A 19,702-nucleotide genomic window follows, 5' to 3' on the forward strand; every position below is an offset into this window, starting at 1 on the left:
AGAAGATGCCTTCATGTGGAAGCAACAACTTATACATACAAAGCGAGGAACATTTGAAATATTTACGAAAGGACACGGAGAGCCTCTTTGCGTGACACACCTTTACTCACAGTTTAATGAAACAGGTGATTATTTTGCCGATAGCTTCACATCCTTACATAAAGTTATATTAATTAATTTAAAAGAAGCAGGCAATTCAGTAACTGCTTGTAAAGAAGAAGAATTAAGCATGAAAGAAACACTTGAAGACCTAGAAGCAATTCGAGAAGCGCTGAACATTCCATCATGGCATTTTGCAGGGCACTCTACCGGCGGCATGCTTGGGCTGATGTACGCTATAAACTATCCACAATCATTACAATCTTTAGTAGTAGTTGGCGCTGCTGCTAGTGATTACACAAAAACGAAAGATTGCATTTACCATCCGGATCATCCTCAGTTTGCATATATGCAGCAACTCATTGAAGATTTAAAACTGCCGCATCTTACGAAAGAAGAAAGACATACTTTATCAATCAAACGCACGAAATTATCTTTATATCATCCAGAACAATATGAAACATACTTTTCAAAACCGGTTCATAAGACGATGGCCGCAAGCCGTATGAACTATTTTTCAAAAGAATTTCGTAGCTTTGATTTAAGAGAACAACTTGCTAGCGTAACAACAAAAACGCTAATTATTTGCGGAAAATATGATGTACAATGCCCAATTGCATCGTCCCTACAAATACATCAAGGTATTCGAAACTCTTCTTTTATTCCTTTTGAACACAGCAATCATTATCCCTTTTTAGAAGAGAAAGGGAAATTTTCATCTGTTATTACAGCGTTCTATCATTCTTTGAAAGAAGGAATTGGAAAAGTATAATGCTTCAAAATGGGGTGAGATTCATAACGGTTAATCACATTCGTCATTGGTGCAAAGTTGCTGGTGCCCAGCACGAGACAACACCAATTATTGTTATTCACGGCGGGCCAGGAGGAAATCATTATGTATTTGAGCGAACAATTGGTCCAAAACTAGAGGAATTTACAACTGTCATTTATTATGAGCAACGTGGATGCGGACGTTCTGATCCTCCCGAAAATGCAAAAGATTACTCTATCGCTATTCTAGTCGATGATCTTGAAAATCTAAGGGAAGCTCTGCAGATTTCCAAATTCCATCTACTTGGCTATTCTTTTGGCGGACAACTTAGTTTGGAATATGCGTTAGCTTATCCAAACCGAGTAGAAACGTTACTTCTCCAAGCTCCTTCTTCCGGTGACTATGAACATACGTATCAAGTTCAGCTTGCTGGATTTGAAAAAGTTGCTCCTAAGGAAATAAAACAACAGATTCAGCACGTTCAGCGGCTTCCAATATCTTTAAAGGAAAAATACGATATGGTATGGAGCATTGTTGATACGAAAACAGTAGATCGTTTACTTTTTCATGATGAGAAATACGCAAAACACAATCGTTCACTTTGGGAAGAAAGTGGATTAACCAACACAGGATTGATGGGGAAAGCTTTATTTCAATCTTCTCCTTCTATTCCTTTGAAAGAGCGTACGTCTCAAATCGCCGCTTCATCCCTCTTCCTCGTTGGAAAACACGATCGTAATACAGGAATGGAAATGACGAAAGAGCTTGCTGGTAATATGCCAAATACTGTCCTTGCACTCTTTGAGCATAGCGCTCATTTTCCAGACATTGAAGAAACAGAAACGTATGCGATGATCGTTAAGCAGTTTCTTCTGTAGATTTATAAAAAGGTTTGATCAAAAATACGTCCTACCCTATTGATTTTCTAAATATAAAGAGCCTTCTTTTGAAAAATAGAGTAATCAAAACAGGCTCTTCAAATATTTCACGATGTCACTTTTTATACAGTGAAACTTCCATCAGCGGGTTTTTCTTCATCCCCCACCTATCTTCTTCGCTTTTCTCTGAATCTTGAGGTGGTGAGTCTTACTGTCCGTTAATGCGGGATAAAATGAAACTTCTGCAATTCCCACCATTATTTTCCCCATTAAGTATGTATCTTCTTAATATTCCATATAAACGAATCAATCCCTTTTGAAAAATGAGAAATCGGTTTTTCTTTAGAAAACTCACTATGAAAAGGAGAAAAAAGTGTATTCATCCCGATTTCTGTCTCTATTTTTTGTAACGGCCAAGGACTATGGTGGATTTCCCCACAATAGATGTTACCTCTTTTATCAGCACTATATAAGCAATATCGCTCTGTGAGCCAATGATCTATCGTTCCTGTATTGGCAAAATTCACTTCTTGTGAAGGTATGAACGATCCACTAAATGTTACTTGAGTATTTGTTTTACCTTTTCTAATACTTTGACAATGAATAGTTTTATCTTCATTTTGAAAAGAAATCTGTGCGGGATAGTACGGCAAACGGTACCATCTCTTTGCGATTGTATAAGAAGCCCAGTTCTCGACGTCTAGAGACATAAAATAGACCCCCGGTTTACCATCATATCGAACATACGTCCTTACGTTGACTTCTGAAAATTTAGGGGTTATTGAAATAGATGGCAACCCTCGAGGATAAATTCCCTCCATAACAAATGCAACAATTCCTAACCAAGCATAGTGTTCAAAGGTGTCAATTTGTAAGGGGGCAGGTATATGTGGACGGAGTGCTTCAGTTCGAATAGGCCAATGGAGAAAAAATAGATCCCGCCATGTTTGTCGCATGATCCACTTTTTCGAAGGTAATGGAAAAGGGCGATGAATGATATCATTTAATAAGTTCATGAAAATGACCTCCTTCTTACTAGCTAGCAGCACCTAAAGCCGTAGAAAATATATACGACTAAGCTACGTTAAAAAATCAATGCTGGTTGTTGTACAATTTTGAAGATCCTTTTGTAGTCTTTCCGTTAAAGAAAACTTCAATCCGACTCCTCTTATATTTCCTTTCCTTGATGCAGCTAAGAGTACTTTCATATCAAATGATAATTATCTCTCTTTGAGGAATAATAGTAGTAACAACTATTTTTATAGCGGAGAAGTGAATATGCCAAACATTTTTATTTATGCAGCATTTGCAATGCTGTCCATTATATTTGTTCTATCATTATTCCTACTTATTGGTTGGCGTTGGATCATAAAACGAATGGTGAAAAAGTACGGAAAAATCATTTTAACCGATAGTTATCAAGAAAATATTATAGAATTGATGCCAGGTCTAAGGCATATGGGCATCCAAAATATGCTAGAAAATAGCTTACGTGCAGAAACAGGCAGCGTCCTTCAGCGACCACTTGCTGGGTCTTCAAAAAAGTGGCCGCATTTGGATCCGATAACTTTTATTCCTGCACAAACGACACCATTTCCAGTTGATGGTGAAGAAGAAGTCAATGTAAAAATAACGATTGGACCAAAAGCAAAAAAACCACTAGAAATTCAAATCCCTCTAATAATCAGTGGTATGGGCTATGGAATAGGTCTTAGTGAACAAGCAAGGCTTTCATTAGCGGAAGCAGCTAAAAATGCAGGAACAGCGATTAATTCTGGTGAAGGCGGAATCTTACCTGAAGAGCTAAACACGGCTGGAAAATATATTTTACAGTTTTCGAAAACAGCCTGGGCAAAGGAAAAAGAAGTGATTAAGCGTGCTGACATGATCGAAATTAAACTTGGTCAAGGTGCACTAGCCGGGATGGGCCAGAAAATCGCTCCTAAAGATTTAACAGGCCGTGCTCGCGAGGTGATGGGGCTTAAGGAAAATGAGGATGCCGTGATTTTTGAACACTTTTTTGAAAACCAAACATTAAAGGACATAAAAGAACTAGTTGAGGAACTAAGGAGTTTATCTGGCGGTGTCCCCATTGGCGCGAAAATCGGGGCGGGTGGAAAAATTGAAGAAGATATTGATTTTTTAATTGACCAAGGTGTTGATTTTATCGCAATTGACGGAGGACAAGCAGCAATGAAAGAGGCTCCACCTATTTTATGCGATGATTTTGGTATTCCAACATTACATGCGGTCGTTCGTGCTGTAAATCATTTAGAAAAGAGAAATAAGAAAGGAGAAATAAGTTTAATTGTCTCCGGAGGACTTTTAGTCCCTGGACACTTTTTAAAGGTGCTTGCACTCGGCGCTGATGCCGTATATCTTGGCTCTGCAATGTTATTTTCTCTCTCTCATACTCAATCCTTTAGTGCACTTCCTTTTGAGCCGCCGACACAAACTGTTTGGTATAACGGGAAATTTAAGGATCAATTTAATGTCGAAGATGGGGTAAAATCTGCTGAAAAGTTTTTAACCGCAAGTATAGAAGAAATAAAAATGGCATTAAGAGCAATGGGAAAACGATCCTTAAAAGAATTGTCAAAAAAAGATTTAGTATCGTATGATGAGTTAACTGCGAAAATGGTTGGGATCCCGTTTTCATTTGAACCTTGGGAAGACAAGCAAATACAGAAATAAATGCTATGATTGAAACACTAACTATATTTTCAAATTACATCTTTATTAATAAAGAGAAACTTCCATCAGTAGAGAGGTTCTTCCTCCTCTCACCGATGGGAATTTCTTTTTTTACTCTTAAACGGAATCCTTTATCTTTTGAATATTTTCATGAAAAATAAAAGAACTTAATAAAAAACGCTATCATTACACCATATATGGCACTACATAAAGAAGGTGAAGGCTATAAAAAGATTTCTAATTTTGTACGTCCTATTTGCAGTTATAACAGGCTGGTCTACTAAACAGGCTTTTGCTGAAAAACATGAAGAAGCTGAATTAACGAAAAATGTAAAATATTCATTGCACCAGAACGAACCATTGCAATTTTCAACTCCTCCAAAACAAGAAAAGGCGATTTTAGATGTACCGCTCATACCTCAAAAACCCGAGCTAAAATTCGGCTGTGAAGTGACGAGCTTAGCGATGGTACTGCAATACGCTGGCGTGAAAGTCGATAAAATGCAATTAGCAAACAATATCAAAAAAGACAATGATTCGTTGTCTATCAGCGAAGACGGGGATATTCTTCAATGGGGAAACCCTAAAGAAGGGTTCGTTGGAGATATGACAGGGAAAACTATGGGATATGCTGTTTACGTTGAACCATTGCAACAATTAATGGAACATTATCTTCCAAATCGCACAGTAAATTTAACGGGGAAATCTTTTGATAATGTGCTAGCTCAAGTCAACATGGGTAAACCTGTCGTAGTTTGGACAACAGGGGATTACAAACTTCCCGACAAATGGGCGTCTTGGAAACATGGAAACGAAAACATTACAGCCCCTCTAGATTTACACGCTGTTGTACTCGTAGGTTTTGAAAATGGATACGTTTATATTAATGATCCTTTAACTGAGAAAAAAGCACTGAAGGTAAACAAAAAAACGTTTATTCAATCTTGGGATGCGTTAGAGAAGCAGGCTCTGTCGTATCGTTAACAAATACAAAAAGAAATGTGCTCTTTAAAAGCACATTTCTTTTTTGTTATCTTTCCAGAAGCTCACAAAAAAGGAAAACGCATTCAGTTTCCTGAATTTACTTTCATTCCCTTTTACTCTTTATTTCTACCTTAAATCTATATACAATGTATGAGATAGAACTCATAATTTTATATATAATCGTGGAAAGGATGAGAATTATAAATGTGGAACGAGTTTAAAAAGTTCGCTTTAAAAGGGAATGTTATCGATTTAGCTGTCGGGGTTGTAATCGGTGGCGCATTTGGTAAAATTGTTTCTTCATTAGTAAATGATATTATTATGCCATTACTTGGATTATTGCTTGGTGGTATTAATTTTTCAAAGCTAGCATACCCGCTTGGTAAAGATACCTTAAAATATGGTGCCTTCATTCAAACGGTAGTAGACTTCTTCATCATCGCCTTCTCCATCTTCTTATTCATTAAACTATTCAATAAACTAGCATTCAAAAAAGAAGAAGAGAAGGAAGAGGAAGTACCAGTACCAACAAAAGAAGAAGTGCTTCTTACAGAAATTCGTGATTTATTGAAACAGCAAAACGCATCAAGAGATAATGCATAATAAAATAGACAAAAAGAGAGCGGGCATAGATTAACGGGTTCTCTTTTCAGAGGGAAAGATATTTAATTGAAATTAAATATCAATATAAATAGTAGTAAATTAACCCAATAAATCGCAGTAGAAAGAGCATTGAATTGACATCAATGCTCTTTTTCATCGTTATTGTTATTAACACAAAGCTGTTCAGCTATCTCTTGCACCCGTTCAATGTTTTGAAAAACATCCATTCCACTATCAAAAGATTGAGTACCCAAGAAAAAATAATGGTAAGACCATATAGCACACCACGTTCCTGGGTAATCAATAGTACAAGCAAACTCCAAATGCGAAATGTAACAAAGGTAAGTGTAACTGCATAACTTCTCATCATCCACTGTTTATGTTTTTTGATGTTTCCTTTTCGTATCATGAGAAATCCTACTACTGTTGTATACATCCAAGCTACTGTCAAAGAATAAAATCTAATGACACTAACCCATCCTCCTGTCGCATAATAGGATAAATATAAACCAATGCAAGAGGAAATGAAAATAGATAACACGTATATTTTCCCTATGAGTTTATGTGTGTTTATACTCTTTTGCCGAATCTTATGACTAAATTGAAGAGGTCCAAGCAGTAAAGCGATGAGTCCAAAAATAATATGAACATATAAGAGATATATCCAAGGATGATAGGGAAAAAAAAGAAGTCATTTGTTTTACCTTTTACAAAAGGAGAAACGGTTGGCCCTATAACAAAATATTGTATAACGACATAACATGCAAAAAAGAGGGCAAATAATCCAAGACAACCCAGAAACCATTTTTTCTTACTCATGTTTTATATATCCCCTCCTTTTTATCATACATATGTAATATAGAATATGAATAGCATAGAATTCAATCGTTGTCTTCAAAAAATAACCATTTATCCCCCACCTACAATCCGTATAGATAATGGTGGTTTTTTCGGTATAAATAATAAAAAAGCGGATTTCGCCGCTTATACCGTTGTAGTTTCTCCGCAATCTGAAAAAGGTTGCAGTAATTACTAACGTTTTACCCTCTTGTCAAACTTCCCAATATAAAACCTCAAGATGCAGAGAAAGCAATAAAAAAAACTCCCACTGATGGAAGTTTCACTTTATAACATTTCTGAATTTGTATGAATAAACAAAATAATAACTGCTACAAGTAAAATAATAATAGCGCCTACAAATAATGTAATGGAAAAAAACACAAAGTTCGCATGTATTTGTTGTCCAGCGCTCTCTAAAAAAATCGAAGTAACGTATGTGATTAGGGCTATCCCTGCCAAAACACTACCGGGAATAAAGCGTCTCATACCACTCTGCTTTAACGTCATATAAGCGAATATAGCCGTCACACAAAGCGTAATTCCCCAAAGAATTATCATTTCATCTCCCCCTCACATAGTTTTATCCCGCTATTCGCGGGCAGTAAGATCTCCCACTAACGGAAGTTTCACTTTATCCCGCATTAACGGGCAGTAAGCCCCCCACCTCAAAGGTTCAGAGAGAAGCAAAGAAGATAGATGGGAGATAACTGCCCATAAAAGCCCGATTGGTTCAACTAACCGTCAGCGGGGGATGAAGCCCGTCCCCGCCGACGGAAGTTTCACTTTATACTTATTATACATTAGAAATAGTGGTAAAGCGAAATTTCCCTCTAAAAACAAATGTTACAGTGACTATTGAACTCTTTCCAAAATAAAAAACTCGTGGTTATACTTCCACGAGTTTTCTTCTTATTACTTTGTTGAGTCTCTAAACTGAATACGGTGCGGTAAGATTACCGTATGATCTTCCACCGTTTCTTTGTTCATGTATTTTGTTAGTAAACGCATTGCAACTGCTCCAATGTCATACATCGGCTGTACAACTGTTGAAAGTTGTGGACGTACCATAAGTGCAAGACGTGTATTGTCAAAACCAAGTACTTCTAAATCATTTGGTACATTTAGACCTTTATCTTGAGCTGCGTGAATTACGCCTAATGCCATTTCATCAGAGGATACGAATACTGCTGTTGGCTTTTCAGCAAGTTCCCATAGTTTATCTAATGCTTCCATACCTGAATCGTATGTGTAATCACCGTCTACAACAAGCTCTTCGTCGTAAGCAATACCTGCTTCTTCTAATGCTTGTTTATATCCTTGTAATTTTTTTGCGCTGCCTGCTTTATCAACATAAGGACCAGATACAAAACCAATGCGTGTATGACCTTGCCCTAAGAAATGCTTCATTGCATCATATGCTGCTTGTGTGTAATCAATATTTACAGATGGTGTTATATTTTGCTCATCAAACGATGCTGCAAGTACGATTGGAACAGGAGATTTTTTAAATTCTTCTACATGAGTGTCTGTAATATCTTCTCCCATAAATACGATGCCGTCTACTTGCTTCCCAAGCATTGTATTTAATAAATGGAACTCTTTCTCTTTGTTTTGGTCAGAGTTACTTAAAATAATATTATATTTGTACATTGTTGCGATATCTTCAATACCGCGTGCAAGTTCTGCATAAAACGTGTTAGAGATATCTGGAATAATAACCCCTACTGTTGTTGTTTTTTTACTTGCTAATCCGCGTGCTACTGCATTTGGACGGTAGCCAAGACGCTCAATTGCTTCTAGTACTTTCTTTCTTGTTGTCGGTTTTACATTTGGATTGCCGTTCACAACACGTGATACTGTTGCCATCGAGACATTTGCTTCGCGCGCTACATCATATATTGTTACGTTCATCTTTTCACACACTCCTTTATAAAATTCATCTATATAATATGTACAAGTTAACTTGAATGAAAAAAAGACATCAACTCTACTTGAGGATGTCACTCCCGAGCCCTTTTACTAATGATACGATACAAATAAGGATTGAGACAATATTTTCCCGAAAAAGTTTCGAAAAAAATCATTCCTTTTCTTATATTTTCATATTTTAGATAGAAAAATACTTATTTTCCAGAAAAAAATCTATGCAGCATTCAGCTGCATAGATTTTGAAGCCATTCTTATCCCGCTCTAACAGTCGGTAAGGTGCTTAGCTACGAAGTAATAACAAACCGTCTGTTAGAGCCCGATTGGTTCAACTAACCTTTTGGAGAAGAGCGCTCCAAAAGAAAGTTTCACTTTATCTCATACGAAATGCTTTCAATTCGTTCATAAATGCATTAAATTCTGGAATATCCATTTGCTGCGCTGAATCTGAAAGTGCTACAGCTGGGTCAGGATGCACTTCCGCCATAATCGCATCTGCGCCAATTGCCATTGCTGCCTTTGCAGTTGGCAACAATAAATCACGGCGTCCTGTTGAATGTGTTACATCAACAACAACCGGCAAGTGCGTTTCTTTCTTTAAAATTGGTACAGCAGAAATATCTAATGTATTTCGAGTTGCTTTCTCGTACGTACGAATGCCGCGCTCACATAAAATAATATCGCCGTTCCCTTGTGCAATAATATATTCTGCCGCGTACATAAACTCTTCAATCGTTGCGGATAATCCTCGTTTTAATAATACCGGCTTATTGACAGAACCAGCTGCTTTTAACAGCTCAAAGTTTTGCATATTGCGCGCGCCAATTTGAATTACATCTACGTAATCAAGCGCCATTTCAATATCATTTGGATTTAAAATTTCACTAATTACAGCTAAATCATACTCATCTGCTACTTGGCGTAAAATTTTCAGCCCTTCAACACCAAGACCTTGGAAATCATATGGTGATGTACGCGGTTTAAACGCTCCGCCGCGCATTAGTTTTAATCCTTGTTCTTTCATGGCTTTCGCTACTTGACGAACTTGCTCATAGCTCTCAACTGCACATGGTCCCATAATAAAATGAGCATTGCCATCACCGATTTTTTCACCTTTAATATCGACAATTGTATCATCCGACTTTTTCTTACGTGATACGAGAAGCGCTTTACGATGATCATCTTCTTGCAGTTCTAAACCTGTTTTAAAAATTTGTTTAAACAAATGTTGAAGCGTTGATGTTTCAAATGGCCCATCATTGTTTTCTGAAATTAAATCAAGCATTTTGCGCTCCCGTACTGGATCAAAACGTTTCACACCTTGTACTTCTTTTAATTTGCCAACTTCTTGTACAAGACGACCGCGCTCATTTAACAATTTTAAAATTTGTAAGTTCTTTTCATCAATTTGAGAACGTAAACGGTCTAACTCCTGTGATGCCATAGTCACGCCACCTCTTTCAAAATTTATATGTATACTAATAAAAAGTATAATTATTGTTAATAAGATAACTTATTATATATGATACATATGCAGATGTCACTTCATACACTTCGTATTAGACTGCTTATGGAATCGTTATTTTTTCTTAATTTAATCGTAAATTGTATAGCCCGTCAATGTTATTTTCAAAAAATTAAAAAAGCAAGCGTATTCGCTTGCTTTTCCTTATTTAATATTCTCTTGTAAAGCCTGCTCTGTAATGTTCCAATGTGATGCATGCCATAGCACTTTACCATCTTTTATGTATAATACTTGCGGTGATTCATGTCTAATTTCAAAATGCTCGGCAATCTTATTGGAAACAGGACGTGCCTCTTGCACATATAAATAATATGCCAGTACAGCTTGCTCCTTACTGCGATATTCTTGAAATGCCGTGAAAGCACCGTGGCTAATTGGACATGTTGTACTATGTTTAAACAAGATATATGGCTCTTTACTTGCTGTTATTTCTTCAAATTGCTCCATTGTTTCAATCTTCGTCATGCTCATTTCATTCGCCTCTCATTCGAACCGGAAGTCGCGGTAATTTCTTTTCCTTCTTCGTTTTTTTCTCTGGCTTTTCAAACTGCTCTACTACATCCTCTTTCTTTTTGGCACGAAAGCGATTGTACACCTCAATAACTGCATTACTCCATTGCACCACTTGTGCTACCTTATCTGCATTATTTTCTACCTGATGTGCAACAGAATCAGAAACGCCGCGTAATCTTGTGTTTAAAGAATGAATCGTTGTTCCAATTCCCTCTACACCTTCCACAACTTTATTTAACGACTGTGATTTCTTTTGAATATCTTCTGCTAATGCATTTGTTTTATGAAGAAGCTGCTCTGTCTCCAATGTAATCCCCTGCATTTGTTTTTCAAGACCTTCCATCGTACTTGCTACATTTTCTAACGTTTTTTGTACAGATACTAATGTTCTACATACATATACAACTAGTACGGCAAACGCAATTGCGATAATGGCTACACTGACGTATAAAAGAATTTGCATACGAATCACTCCTTTATCTTTTTATGCTTACTCCTATTATACAATCATTTTCCGTTTCATTCTAATTGTTCCATGTTTCGTGTTAATTTTCATATTTGTTTGGCAAATACAACATAAATTATTAAACAAATTCGGATAAGTAGGTTACAATAAGGAAGGATACATATATAAGGGAGGCTTTACATATGAAAGACCCACGTATTGAAACATTAGCAAAAAATTTAATTAATTACTCTATTCGTTTACAAAAAGGCGAAAAAGTATTAATCGAAAACTTCGGCTTACAAAAAGAGCTTGTAACAGCACTTGTAAAAGCTGCATATGAAGCTGGTGGTTATCCATTCGTACTATTAAAAGATCATCAAGTAGACCGCTCTTTAATGATGGGCGCAACTGAAGAACACTTCGAGCAAATCGCTGCATATGAAGCAAGCGTAATGAAAGATATGGATGCTTATATCGGCCTTCGCTCTGGTGATAACGTAAATGAACAAGCTGACGTTCCAAGCGAGCGTATGAAAATTTATGGAAACACAGTAGGTAAAAAAGTACATAGAGACATTCGTGTTCCAAAAACAAGATGGGTTGTACTTCGTTATCCAAACGCTTCTATGGCACAGCTTGCAAAAATGAGCACAGAAGGCTTTGAAGACTTCTACTTTGACGTATGTAACTTAGACTACGCTAAAATGGATAAAGCGATGGACAACCTTGTTGAGTTAATGAACAAAACAGACAAAGTACGTCTTGTTGGTCCTGGAACTGACTTAACATTCTCAATTAAAGATATTCCGGCTGTTAAATGTGCTGGTCACTTAAATATTCCAGACGGCGAAGTATACTCTGCGCCTGTCCGCGATTCTGTCAACGGTACAGTTTCTTACAACACACCATCTCCGTACAACGGTTACATGTTCGAAAATGTAAAACTTACATTCAAAGACGGTAAAATCGTTGAAGCAACTGCAAACGATACAGAACGCATTAACAAAATTTTTGATACAGATGAAGGCGCACGCTACGTTGGTGAATTCGCAATTGGCGTAAACCCATACATCTTACACCCAATGGGCGATATTCTATTCGATGAGAAAATCGACGGCAGCTTCCACTTCACACCTGGACAAGCATACGACGATGCATGGAACGGCAACAACTCTAACATCCACTGGGATTTAGTATGCATCCAACGCCCTGAATACGGCGGCGGAGAAATTTATTTCGACGATGTATTAATCCGTAAAGATGGCCGCTTCGTTGTACCTGAACTAGAAGCACTAAACCCAGAGAACTTAAAATAAGGATAGAGAAAGTGAGCACAGGTTATTGTGCTCACTTTTGTTTTTAGTTTTTAACATGAGGTTCATTAGCGGAAATTATATGTATTATAAAGAATCAATATAATCTTTAGACTCACGTAATGATAATCCTAAATCTTTTTGTGCTTTCTTAATCGCTCTAATTTTATTTCCATCTTTAACCAACTGACAGATTTCTTCATTGCTTACATACTCTGGAACACCCAATTGTTTAGCTATTTGCTCTAATTGATTTTCTGTTCGTTTTACTCTTTTATTAATTTGATTGATATGATCTAAAATATAAATGACACCGAAAAAAATAACTGCAGTTATAACCCAAGAATTCATATTCATTTCTCCCTTTCCCCTCCATAATGTATGTCCTAAAAAGTCAAATACTTCCTCCCGAATGAAACACTTGGATCGGTCCGTCCCAACCTTCTTTCCTTACTTCACGATACTCGTTATTCGTATAGGCAGAAATGACTTTTCGCCAAAACGATTGAGCTGGAACATTTTCCTCTATCTCTGAAACTTCCCACTCTCCAGAGAATTGGCTAAATAATTGAAAAGCCGCTTGTTTTCCTACACCACTTTCGCGATACTTTTTCATAATAAAAAATTCCGCCATAGAATAGTATGTAAGATTGTCTTCTTCAATCTTCCGAATGAGTGCGAAACCCGCATATTTTCCATTCACTTTTATAAAGAACGGAAAACGATTTTCTTCTGTAAAATAATGATCTACATACATGTATTCATATAAACCATGCTCATTCACATCTTCAGGATCAAATTCGCTGAAGTCATATTTATATAGTTCCAGCAAATTCTTTAAAACTGATTTATGTTTTATGTTTACTTTTTCAATTTCCAAGTTTAAATTCATGTTTATTTCTCCCCATCCTATTAAGCTATAAAAGTGCATGTATTTCGTTACTAATTGTTTGAACACGTTCTTTATAGTACAGCCCTTTATCCTTTATTTTGAGCTGAACAATAAACAGATTAGCCAGCATTACTGCCGTATCTAGCCTATAAAACAAGCAAACAATTGGAGAAAGAGATTCAAAAATATGCTCATTTTTATACCCAGCCTTAAATTCACTCCAATTCACTTCATTCACTTCAGCTATTCTCATAAGCTCAAGCATTGGATGACCAATTAAAGCATTATCCCAGTCAACGATTGTTTTAACTTCCCCGCTATAGCCAATTACATTTACAGGTCGAATATCCATATGGAGGAGCCTCTTTACTTGTTCTCCTTCCTTTAGGATTGCCTCAATTTCTTCTCTTTTTGGAAATTGAATACGTAAAGAAGTAATTTGATTAAATGATTGTAGTCTTTTGACGAGACGCTCTGCTATATGCTTTTCTGTCGTCTTCCCACTTTCATTTTCATAATTCAAGCCTTCAATCGGCATATGATGAAGCTTATTGGCTATTTTCCCAATTTCGTAAGAAGAAATTGGAGTGGAATCAGCAGCTACAAAGTCTGAAATTAAAAAATCGAGTTCCTTAGAAAGATGCAGACCATGAACAGCTGGTACTGGAATCCCTTTAGAATGACAAAACTTAGACAACTTTTCTTCCTTTTGCAATGAAAGCCGGCTACTAAAAGTATTTTCATTTATATTGGCAACTTCGCGCTCCCATGGTACACGAAAAGCGAAAGGACCTTTTTCCGAATCTCCTCGAAAGACAACATTTTGTACGCCGCTTCCTACTACTTCTAAACTTTTAACAGCCCATTCTTTATATTCCCTAGTTAATATATTTTGTAACTTTGTTCTTAACTCTTCTGTTCTTGACGCTACATTCGGCATTTCATTCCCTCCCGACTTCGTACATTACCCGAAAAAAAGGCTTAAAAATTAAGCCTTTTTCACTTTTAAACATTGTATGAAGAAATGCACACACTCTTTTTTCATCCACTTCTCTAATAGAGGATTACTTCTTATACAAATAAAGACCATAATCTTGCATAACGGAAGCGTGACCTTGTTGTCGTAACATAGCTGCAATGTTACCGCGGTGATAAGATCCATGAGTAACAACGTGTAGTATAGATTCAGAAATAGAAGTTGTAAGTAAACCAGCATATGGATTATCAACTACAATTACTTTTTCTATATCTTCCTGAACACTCAGAAAGGCTTTATATCTCTTCGATAAATCGAAAAAGCTGCTCTCTATTTCCTCAATACTTTTTGACTCTGTTTGCTCTATTAATTGATTTACTAATTCAAATGCTTCATTCATACTTTTACCAGAAATCACATCTAACCATAAGTGATCGGTGAGATAAATATGAGATAACGCTTTTGATATAGAAGGAAAAATACTCTGCATTCCCTTGGTGTAAACATCCTGGGACAGTTCTTTTAATCGATCAATCATTTTTTGGTTCGCCCATACATGGTAGTCATACATTTCTAATGTGGAATTTATCATATTTCACATCTCCCTTTTCCCTACATTCCACCAAAACACAAAATATATAGGAAATGATTATAGTAACCGTACTTATCCAGATTATACCACTAATTATCGGTCAATTCAGAAAAAAGGAAGAAGCGTCTCTCTATACGCTTCTTCCTTTTCTATGTTTCTATTTTTCACAAAATCTACATGTCATTTACTAATCGTAGCATTCTCTACCTGTAAATAATCAGTGCTTTCCACTTCGTCTTCGTCATCCAAATCGACAATAGGTAAAGCAGTATGAACCGACCAGTAATAGCTAATTAAGGAAACAATACTAACTGCGATCAAATCTGTTGAATTCGTTAAATATCCCTTTCCTTCACCAAACATACCGAAGTATGACACAACCATTATGGCAATGTAGTAAAAAACGAGCCATAACGATGACTTGATTTGTTGGGCAAAAGATACTTGTGAAGTTGGTGCCCATTTTTTGCAACATAGATAGATTACAAACATAATAACTTGTGAAGATAATAACCAAGAAAGTGTTTTCCAACCAGACCAATAGACAATTAATGATGCAATGACAAATGAAAGTGGCCCAATGATTGACATCCCTTTTACCCAAAACGGACGGTTTAGCTCAGGAGCCCGTTTTCTAAGGGCCGCTGTTGTAATTGGTGCGAGGGCATAACTTAATACAAGCGCTGCAGAAACAACATTGATTAATGCTTCCCATGAAGGAAACGGTAATGTCCAGAAAACAGAAAGAGCAAAAGTAAGCCAAAGTGCTGGTCTTGGTATGCCTGATTTTTCATCAACTTTAGAAAATATTTTAAATAAGGTTCTGCTTTGAGCCCAGCCATATACAACACGAGGAGTAGCGGACATATAAATATTCCCCGTTCCACTCGGTGATATAATGGCATCGGAAACAATAAAATAGACCATCCACCCCAGTCCTAACAGAACGGAAATATCTTTAAATGGTAAACTAAATTCATGACTAATTCCCGCCCATCCTTGGCTAAGCATTTCAGTTGGAATACTTCCAATAAAAGCAACTTGTAAAAGAACATAAACAATCAATGAAGAGATTACAGACAAAATAAGAGCAATTGGTATCGTTCTTTGTGGATTTTTCACTTCACTTGCAACTGATACAATAGGTGTCAGTCCTAAATAAGCAAAAATAACACCGCCTGCAGAAATAGCTGCTTGTACACCAGAAAATCCAAACGGTGCGAAACCAGCACTTGAAAAATTATCACCATGTAAGTGCATTAACAGTACAATAATTGTTAATGCTGGTACAAAAAATTTAAAGATGGTTATGATTAAATTCGATTTCGCAAATGTTTTTACACTCCAATAATTTAACAGAAAGAAAATGACGAGCAGCCCAAATTGCATAAGCCATCCGCTTATAGTCGGCAAAGTAGAATTTTCTTTCGTCAAGCTCGGCCACCAAGCAGCTGCATATTGCCTAGCCGCTTCTACTTCAATTGCTATTAAGCTTGAAAATGCAATGAGAGTAATAAATCCTAATAAATATCCAAGTATAGGACCATGAGAGTAAGCAGGATAGCGAACAATGCCTCCAGCTCGCGGAAGTGATGCCCCAAGTTCACAGTATACAAGTCCTAATAAAAAAATAGCGATTCCACCAATTACCCATGAAATAATTCCGGCTGGACCTGCTATTCCTGAAACATGGCTAGCAGCAAACAACCATCCTGATCCAAACATAGATCCAAAACCGATAAAGGCTAAATCCAGTAGTGATATTTCTCTTTTAAACTTGCCTTTGTTTGCCATACTTTACTCCCCTTTCAACCTTATATTTTCTTAATATTCAGTATTTTACAATTAGACTATTGCCATTTTTTCATAACTTTATAGAAGAACGGGATATATGAAGAAAAATTTACTATAAAAGTTTAATATAAGGAACGCTAATGATGGGCTACTCCCTAAATCATATGTTCCGTATTTCTTATACATCAAGCTTTCAAACAGTGAGGAAATTCCAAACTTACTGCTGGTTGAAGATTCATCTAATATAAACGCTTTATTTTTTAGGGATTCCAATAAAATTAATTGAAAAGATGGACAGTTCGATTGGTTCAACTAACCATCAGTGGGGATGAAGCCCCCACTGATGGAAGTTTCACTTTATTTCAAGTTCACCCAAATGCTCTTCACTTCTGTATAGTTATCGAGTGCATAGGAGCCCATTTCGCGCCCAATGCCTGATTGTTTATAACCACCGAATGGAGCGGCAGCATCTTCTAAGTTGTAATCATTAATCCATACTGTCCCTGCCTTTAAGCGATTCGCCACTTTGTGTGCCGTTTTAATGTTTTCTGTCCATACACCTGCAGCGAGTCCAAATGGAGTGTTATTTGCTCTTTCAATGACTTCTTCAACTGTATCGAACGGCAGAACTGCGACTACTGGCCCAAATATTTCTTCTTTCGCGATTGTCATATCATCTGTAACATCTGCGAAAATGGTTGGCTGAACGAAGTATCCTTTTTCAAAAGACTTCTCACCGCCAGCTGCAATTCTTGCTCCTTCCGCTTTTCCTTTTTCAATATAACGTAACACGCGTTCTTGTTGCCTTTTGGATACAAGAGGTCCCATTTCAGTCCCTTTTTCCATTCCTGCACCGAGTTTTACATTGTTTGCTAGTTTCGCTAGTTCTTCTACGACTTTTTCATAGTGCTTTCTATGAACGAACACACGAGATCCTGCACTGCAGTTTTGACCGTGGTTGTACATAATACCGTTAAAAGCACCAGTAATTGCTTCATCTATATTCGCATCTTCTAAAATAATATTTGGTGATTTCCCCCCAAGCTCTAACGTCACATGTTTAATCGTTTCAGCTGCTTGGCGCATAATATACTTGCCAGTGTCTGTGGAGCCTGTAAAAGCTACTTTTTCGATATCATGATGATTTACAATTGCTGCACCTGCCGTTTGGCCAAATCCAGGAACGAAATTCACAACGCCGTCCGGGAAGCCAGCTTCTTTAAAAAGCTGCGCTGTATATAAGAGGGATAACGGCGTTTGTTCAGCAGGTTTTAATACGATTGTACATCCTGTCGCAAGTGCTGCACCCATTTTCCACGCAGCCATGACTAATGGATAGTTCCACGGAATAATTTGGCCGACAACACCAATTGGTTCATGACGTGTATAGTTTAAATAATCCTTTGAAATCGGAGTCGTCTGACCAAGAATCTTCGTTGCCCAGCCAGCATAATAACGGTAATGTTCCACTGTGGCTGGAATATCGTCTTCTAATGCTACTTGATACGGCTTTCCGTTATCTAATGCTTCCAATTGAGCTAATTCTTCCTTATATTCGTCAATTAAATCAGCCAGCTTATAAATTAAGTGTGCTCTTTCTGCCGCACTAAGTTCAGGCCATGGCCCTTTTTCAAATGCCCGGCGCGCAGCCTTCACCGCTAAATCAACATCTTCTTCCCCTGCTTCACTTACGAAAGCAAGAACTTCTTCTGTCGCTGGGTTATACGTTTCAAACTTTTTACCGCTTGTAGCTGGTACAAATTTTCCATCGATAAAAAGTTCAATAGTTCCTTCTAAAAAAGCTTTCACTCTCGGTTTTAATTCTATTTGTGCTGTTAACATGTTCCACTCCCCTTTTCTATTCATACAGTGCTATACTTTTTTACACATGTGAAACGGCGGTTAAAGTAGCTAAAATATCTTTCAGCTTTTGATCTTCCTCAGGTGTCAATCCTAAACGAGGATAACGAGAAGGACCTCCTGCCTGCCCATTTAATTCCATTGCGCGCTTAACAATTTGCACATATTTTCCTGACCCTTCAAGGAATGTACAAAGTGGTAATATACTGTCATTGATTGCCCAAGCTTCTTTTAACTCACTTTTTTGGAAATGATTAAACATTTGCGTAACAAGCTTTGGCACAATATTCCCTGCGACAGAAATCCAGCCTGTTGCCCCGACTAAATAAGACTCCATCACTAGATCTTCTGAACCGCAGAAAATTTCAATATCCCCTTTGCCATGTCTGACAAGATCTCTTGCTTTGCGAATATCCCCACTTGATTCTTTAATGTGAGTAACTCTTTCACATTCTTTTCCGATTCGCAGCATCAGCTCTGTACTCATATCAACGCCAGATGTAAAAGGATTGTTGTACAGCATAATAGGCACATTCACTGCATTTGATACTTCTTTAAAGTGGAAATAAATTTCTTCCTCTTTCGGTTTACAATAATAAGAATTAATGATCAGCGCACAATCTGCACCATGTGCTTCCGCCTGTTTCGTATATTCAATTGTTTCTTTTGTCGTTTCAGCAGCTGTTCCCACAATAACAGGAATGCGGCCGTTCACTTCTTTTAATACTGTTTCAACCATTTGGAACTTTTCTTCTTTTGATAAACTTACAAACTCTCCAGTACTGCCGTTGATTACAATACCTGCAACCCCTTGATCTACGAAGTAGTTCACATTATTTTTCACACCGCCCCAATCAATCTCCTGCGCCTCATTCATTGGAGTAATTAATACTGGATAAGCTCCTCTAATTGTTGTCATTTCTATTTCCCCCTTAATATTTTTTTAGTTTTTTTGCTATCACTAGTAAGCACAATAACTTTAGTAAACGACTA

The 19,702-nt window shown here is 37.1% G+C and carries 20 protein-coding genes; 6 read left to right on the plus strand and 14 right to left on the minus strand.

The annotated features are described in order from the left end of the window. The first annotated feature begins 13 nt into the window (after window positions 1-13). A complete protein-coding gene (locus AB1284_RS18380) occupies window positions 14-871 on the plus strand; it encodes an alpha/beta fold hydrolase (RefSeq protein ID WP_429754425.1) in 858 nt (285 codons plus the stop codon). Continuing rightward, window positions 871-1,749 (plus strand): alpha/beta fold hydrolase, encoded by an 879-nt coding sequence (locus AB1284_RS18385; protein WP_429753560.1) that lies wholly within the window; start codon window positions 871-873, stop codon window positions 1,747-1,749. The genes AB1284_RS18380 and AB1284_RS18385 overlap by 1 nt, the downstream gene beginning before the upstream one ends. Window positions 1,750-2,018: 269 nt before the next feature. On the opposite strand, the gene AB1284_RS18390 is transcribed toward AB1284_RS18385, so the two are convergent. Continuing rightward, complete coding sequence (locus tag AB1284_RS18390; protein WP_429753559.1) at window positions 2,019-2,765, minus strand: YqjF family protein; 747 nt, start codon at window positions 2,763-2,765, stop codon at window positions 2,019-2,021. Window positions 2,766-3,027: 262 nt separating this feature from the next. Here AB1284_RS18390 and AB1284_RS18395 point away from each other — a divergent pair, with 262 nt between their 5' ends. The 3 genes from AB1284_RS18395 to mscL all read left to right on the plus strand — a co-directional run bounded on the left by AB1284_RS18395 (window position 3,028) and on the right by mscL (window position 6,030). Further along, window positions 3,028-4,443 (plus strand): FMN-binding glutamate synthase family protein, encoded by a 1,416-nt coding sequence (locus tag AB1284_RS18395; RefSeq protein WP_429753558.1) that lies wholly within the window; start codon window positions 3,028-3,030, stop codon window positions 4,441-4,443. 225 nt (window positions 4,444-4,668) lie between these two features. Continuing rightward, complete coding sequence (locus AB1284_RS18400) at window positions 4,669-5,427, plus strand: C39 family peptidase (RefSeq protein ID WP_429754424.1); 759 nt, start codon at window positions 4,669-4,671, stop codon at window positions 5,425-5,427. A 204-nt stretch (window positions 5,428-5,631) separates the two neighbouring features. Continuing rightward, window positions 5,632-6,030 carry a large conductance mechanosensitive channel protein MscL gene (mscL, locus tag AB1284_RS18405; protein ID WP_429753557.1) on the plus strand — a complete coding sequence of 133 codons (399 nt, stop codon included), beginning with the start codon at window positions 5,632-5,634 and terminating at the stop codon, window positions 6,028-6,030. A gap of 187 nt (window positions 6,031-6,217) precedes the next feature. Here mscL and AB1284_RS18410 read toward each other — a convergent pair whose 3' ends face one another. The 6 genes from AB1284_RS18410 to AB1284_RS18435 all read right to left on the minus strand — a co-directional run bounded on the left by AB1284_RS18410 (window position 6,218) and on the right by AB1284_RS18435 (window position 11,297). After that, window positions 6,218-6,694 carry a DUF2306 domain-containing protein gene (locus AB1284_RS18410; RefSeq protein ID WP_429761875.1) on the minus strand — a complete coding sequence of 159 codons (477 nt, stop codon included), beginning with the start codon at window positions 6,692-6,694 and terminating at the stop codon, window positions 6,218-6,220. Between the two features lie 461 nt (window positions 6,695-7,155). Continuing rightward, a complete protein-coding gene (locus AB1284_RS18415; protein ID WP_429753556.1) occupies window positions 7,156-7,428 on the minus strand; it encodes a DUF3917 domain-containing protein in 273 nt (90 codons plus the stop codon). A 354-nt stretch (window positions 7,429-7,782) separates the two neighbouring features. Beyond that, complete coding sequence (gene ccpA, locus AB1284_RS18420) at window positions 7,783-8,781, minus strand: catabolite control protein A (RefSeq protein WP_336481993.1); 999 nt, start codon at window positions 8,779-8,781, stop codon at window positions 7,783-7,785. 388 nt (window positions 8,782-9,169) lie between these two features. After that, the gene (locus AB1284_RS18425; protein ID WP_429753555.1) at window positions 9,170-10,240 is read right to left on the minus strand and encodes a bifunctional 3-deoxy-7-phosphoheptulonate synthase/chorismate mutase; all 1,071 of its coding nucleotides are present in this window, start codon (window positions 10,238-10,240) and stop codon (window positions 9,170-9,172) included. Between the two features lie 225 nt (window positions 10,241-10,465). Beyond that, the gene (gene ytxJ / locus AB1284_RS18430) at window positions 10,466-10,792 is read right to left on the minus strand and encodes a bacillithiol system redox-active protein YtxJ (protein ID WP_429753554.1); all 327 of its coding nucleotides are present in this window, start codon (window positions 10,790-10,792) and stop codon (window positions 10,466-10,468) included. Window position 10,793: 1 nt separating this feature from the next. Beyond that, window positions 10,794-11,297 (minus strand): DUF948 domain-containing protein, encoded by a 504-nt coding sequence (locus AB1284_RS18435; RefSeq protein ID WP_429753553.1) that lies wholly within the window; start codon window positions 11,295-11,297, stop codon window positions 10,794-10,796. Between the two features lie 185 nt (window positions 11,298-11,482). Between AB1284_RS18435 and AB1284_RS18440 the strand changes: the two genes are divergently transcribed. Beyond that, entirely contained in the window at window positions 11,483-12,598 is a 1,116-nt protein-coding gene (locus AB1284_RS18440; RefSeq protein ID WP_336470951.1) for an aminopeptidase, read from the plus strand. An 84-nt stretch (window positions 12,599-12,682) separates the two neighbouring features. On the opposite strand, the gene AB1284_RS18445 is transcribed toward AB1284_RS18440, so the two are convergent. The 7 genes from AB1284_RS18445 to dapA form a co-directional block, all read right to left on the minus strand. Next, window positions 12,683-12,946 carry a hypothetical protein gene (locus AB1284_RS18445; RefSeq protein ID WP_429753552.1) on the minus strand — a complete coding sequence of 88 codons (264 nt, stop codon included), beginning with the start codon at window positions 12,944-12,946 and terminating at the stop codon, window positions 12,683-12,685. A 43-nt stretch (window positions 12,947-12,989) separates the two neighbouring features. Further along, on the minus strand, window positions 12,990-13,487 hold the full coding sequence (locus AB1284_RS18450) for a GNAT family N-acetyltransferase (RefSeq protein WP_429753551.1): 498 nt from the start codon (window positions 13,485-13,487) through the stop codon (window positions 12,990-12,992). Window positions 13,488-13,512: 25 nt separating this feature from the next. Next, the gene (locus tag AB1284_RS18455; RefSeq protein WP_429753550.1) at window positions 13,513-14,427 is read right to left on the minus strand and encodes a phosphotransferase family protein; all 915 of its coding nucleotides are present in this window, start codon (window positions 14,425-14,427) and stop codon (window positions 13,513-13,515) included. Window positions 14,428-14,551: 124 nt separating this feature from the next. Further along, window positions 14,552-15,055 (minus strand): DinB family protein, encoded by a 504-nt coding sequence (locus AB1284_RS18460; RefSeq protein WP_429753549.1) that lies wholly within the window; start codon window positions 15,053-15,055, stop codon window positions 14,552-14,554. Window positions 15,056-15,235: 180 nt separating this feature from the next. After that, entirely contained in the window at window positions 15,236-16,849 is a 1,614-nt protein-coding gene (locus AB1284_RS18465; RefSeq protein WP_429753548.1) for an APC family permease, read from the minus strand. 357 nt (window positions 16,850-17,206) lie between these two features. Then, complete coding sequence (locus AB1284_RS18470) at window positions 17,207-18,691, minus strand: aldehyde dehydrogenase family protein (protein ID WP_429753547.1); 1,485 nt, start codon at window positions 18,689-18,691, stop codon at window positions 17,207-17,209. A 40-nt stretch (window positions 18,692-18,731) separates the two neighbouring features. After that, window positions 18,732-19,628, minus strand: a complete 897-nt coding sequence (gene dapA, locus AB1284_RS18475) for a 4-hydroxy-tetrahydrodipicolinate synthase (protein ID WP_429753546.1) — start codon at window positions 19,626-19,628, stop codon at window positions 18,732-18,734. Between the last annotated feature and the right edge of the window lie 74 nt (window positions 19,629-19,702).

This window comes from Bacillus sp. S2(2024) (assembly GCF_050474045.1).
GTDB lineage: Bacteria > Bacillota > Bacilli > Bacillales > Bacillaceae_G > Bacillus_A > Bacillus_A yunxiaonensis.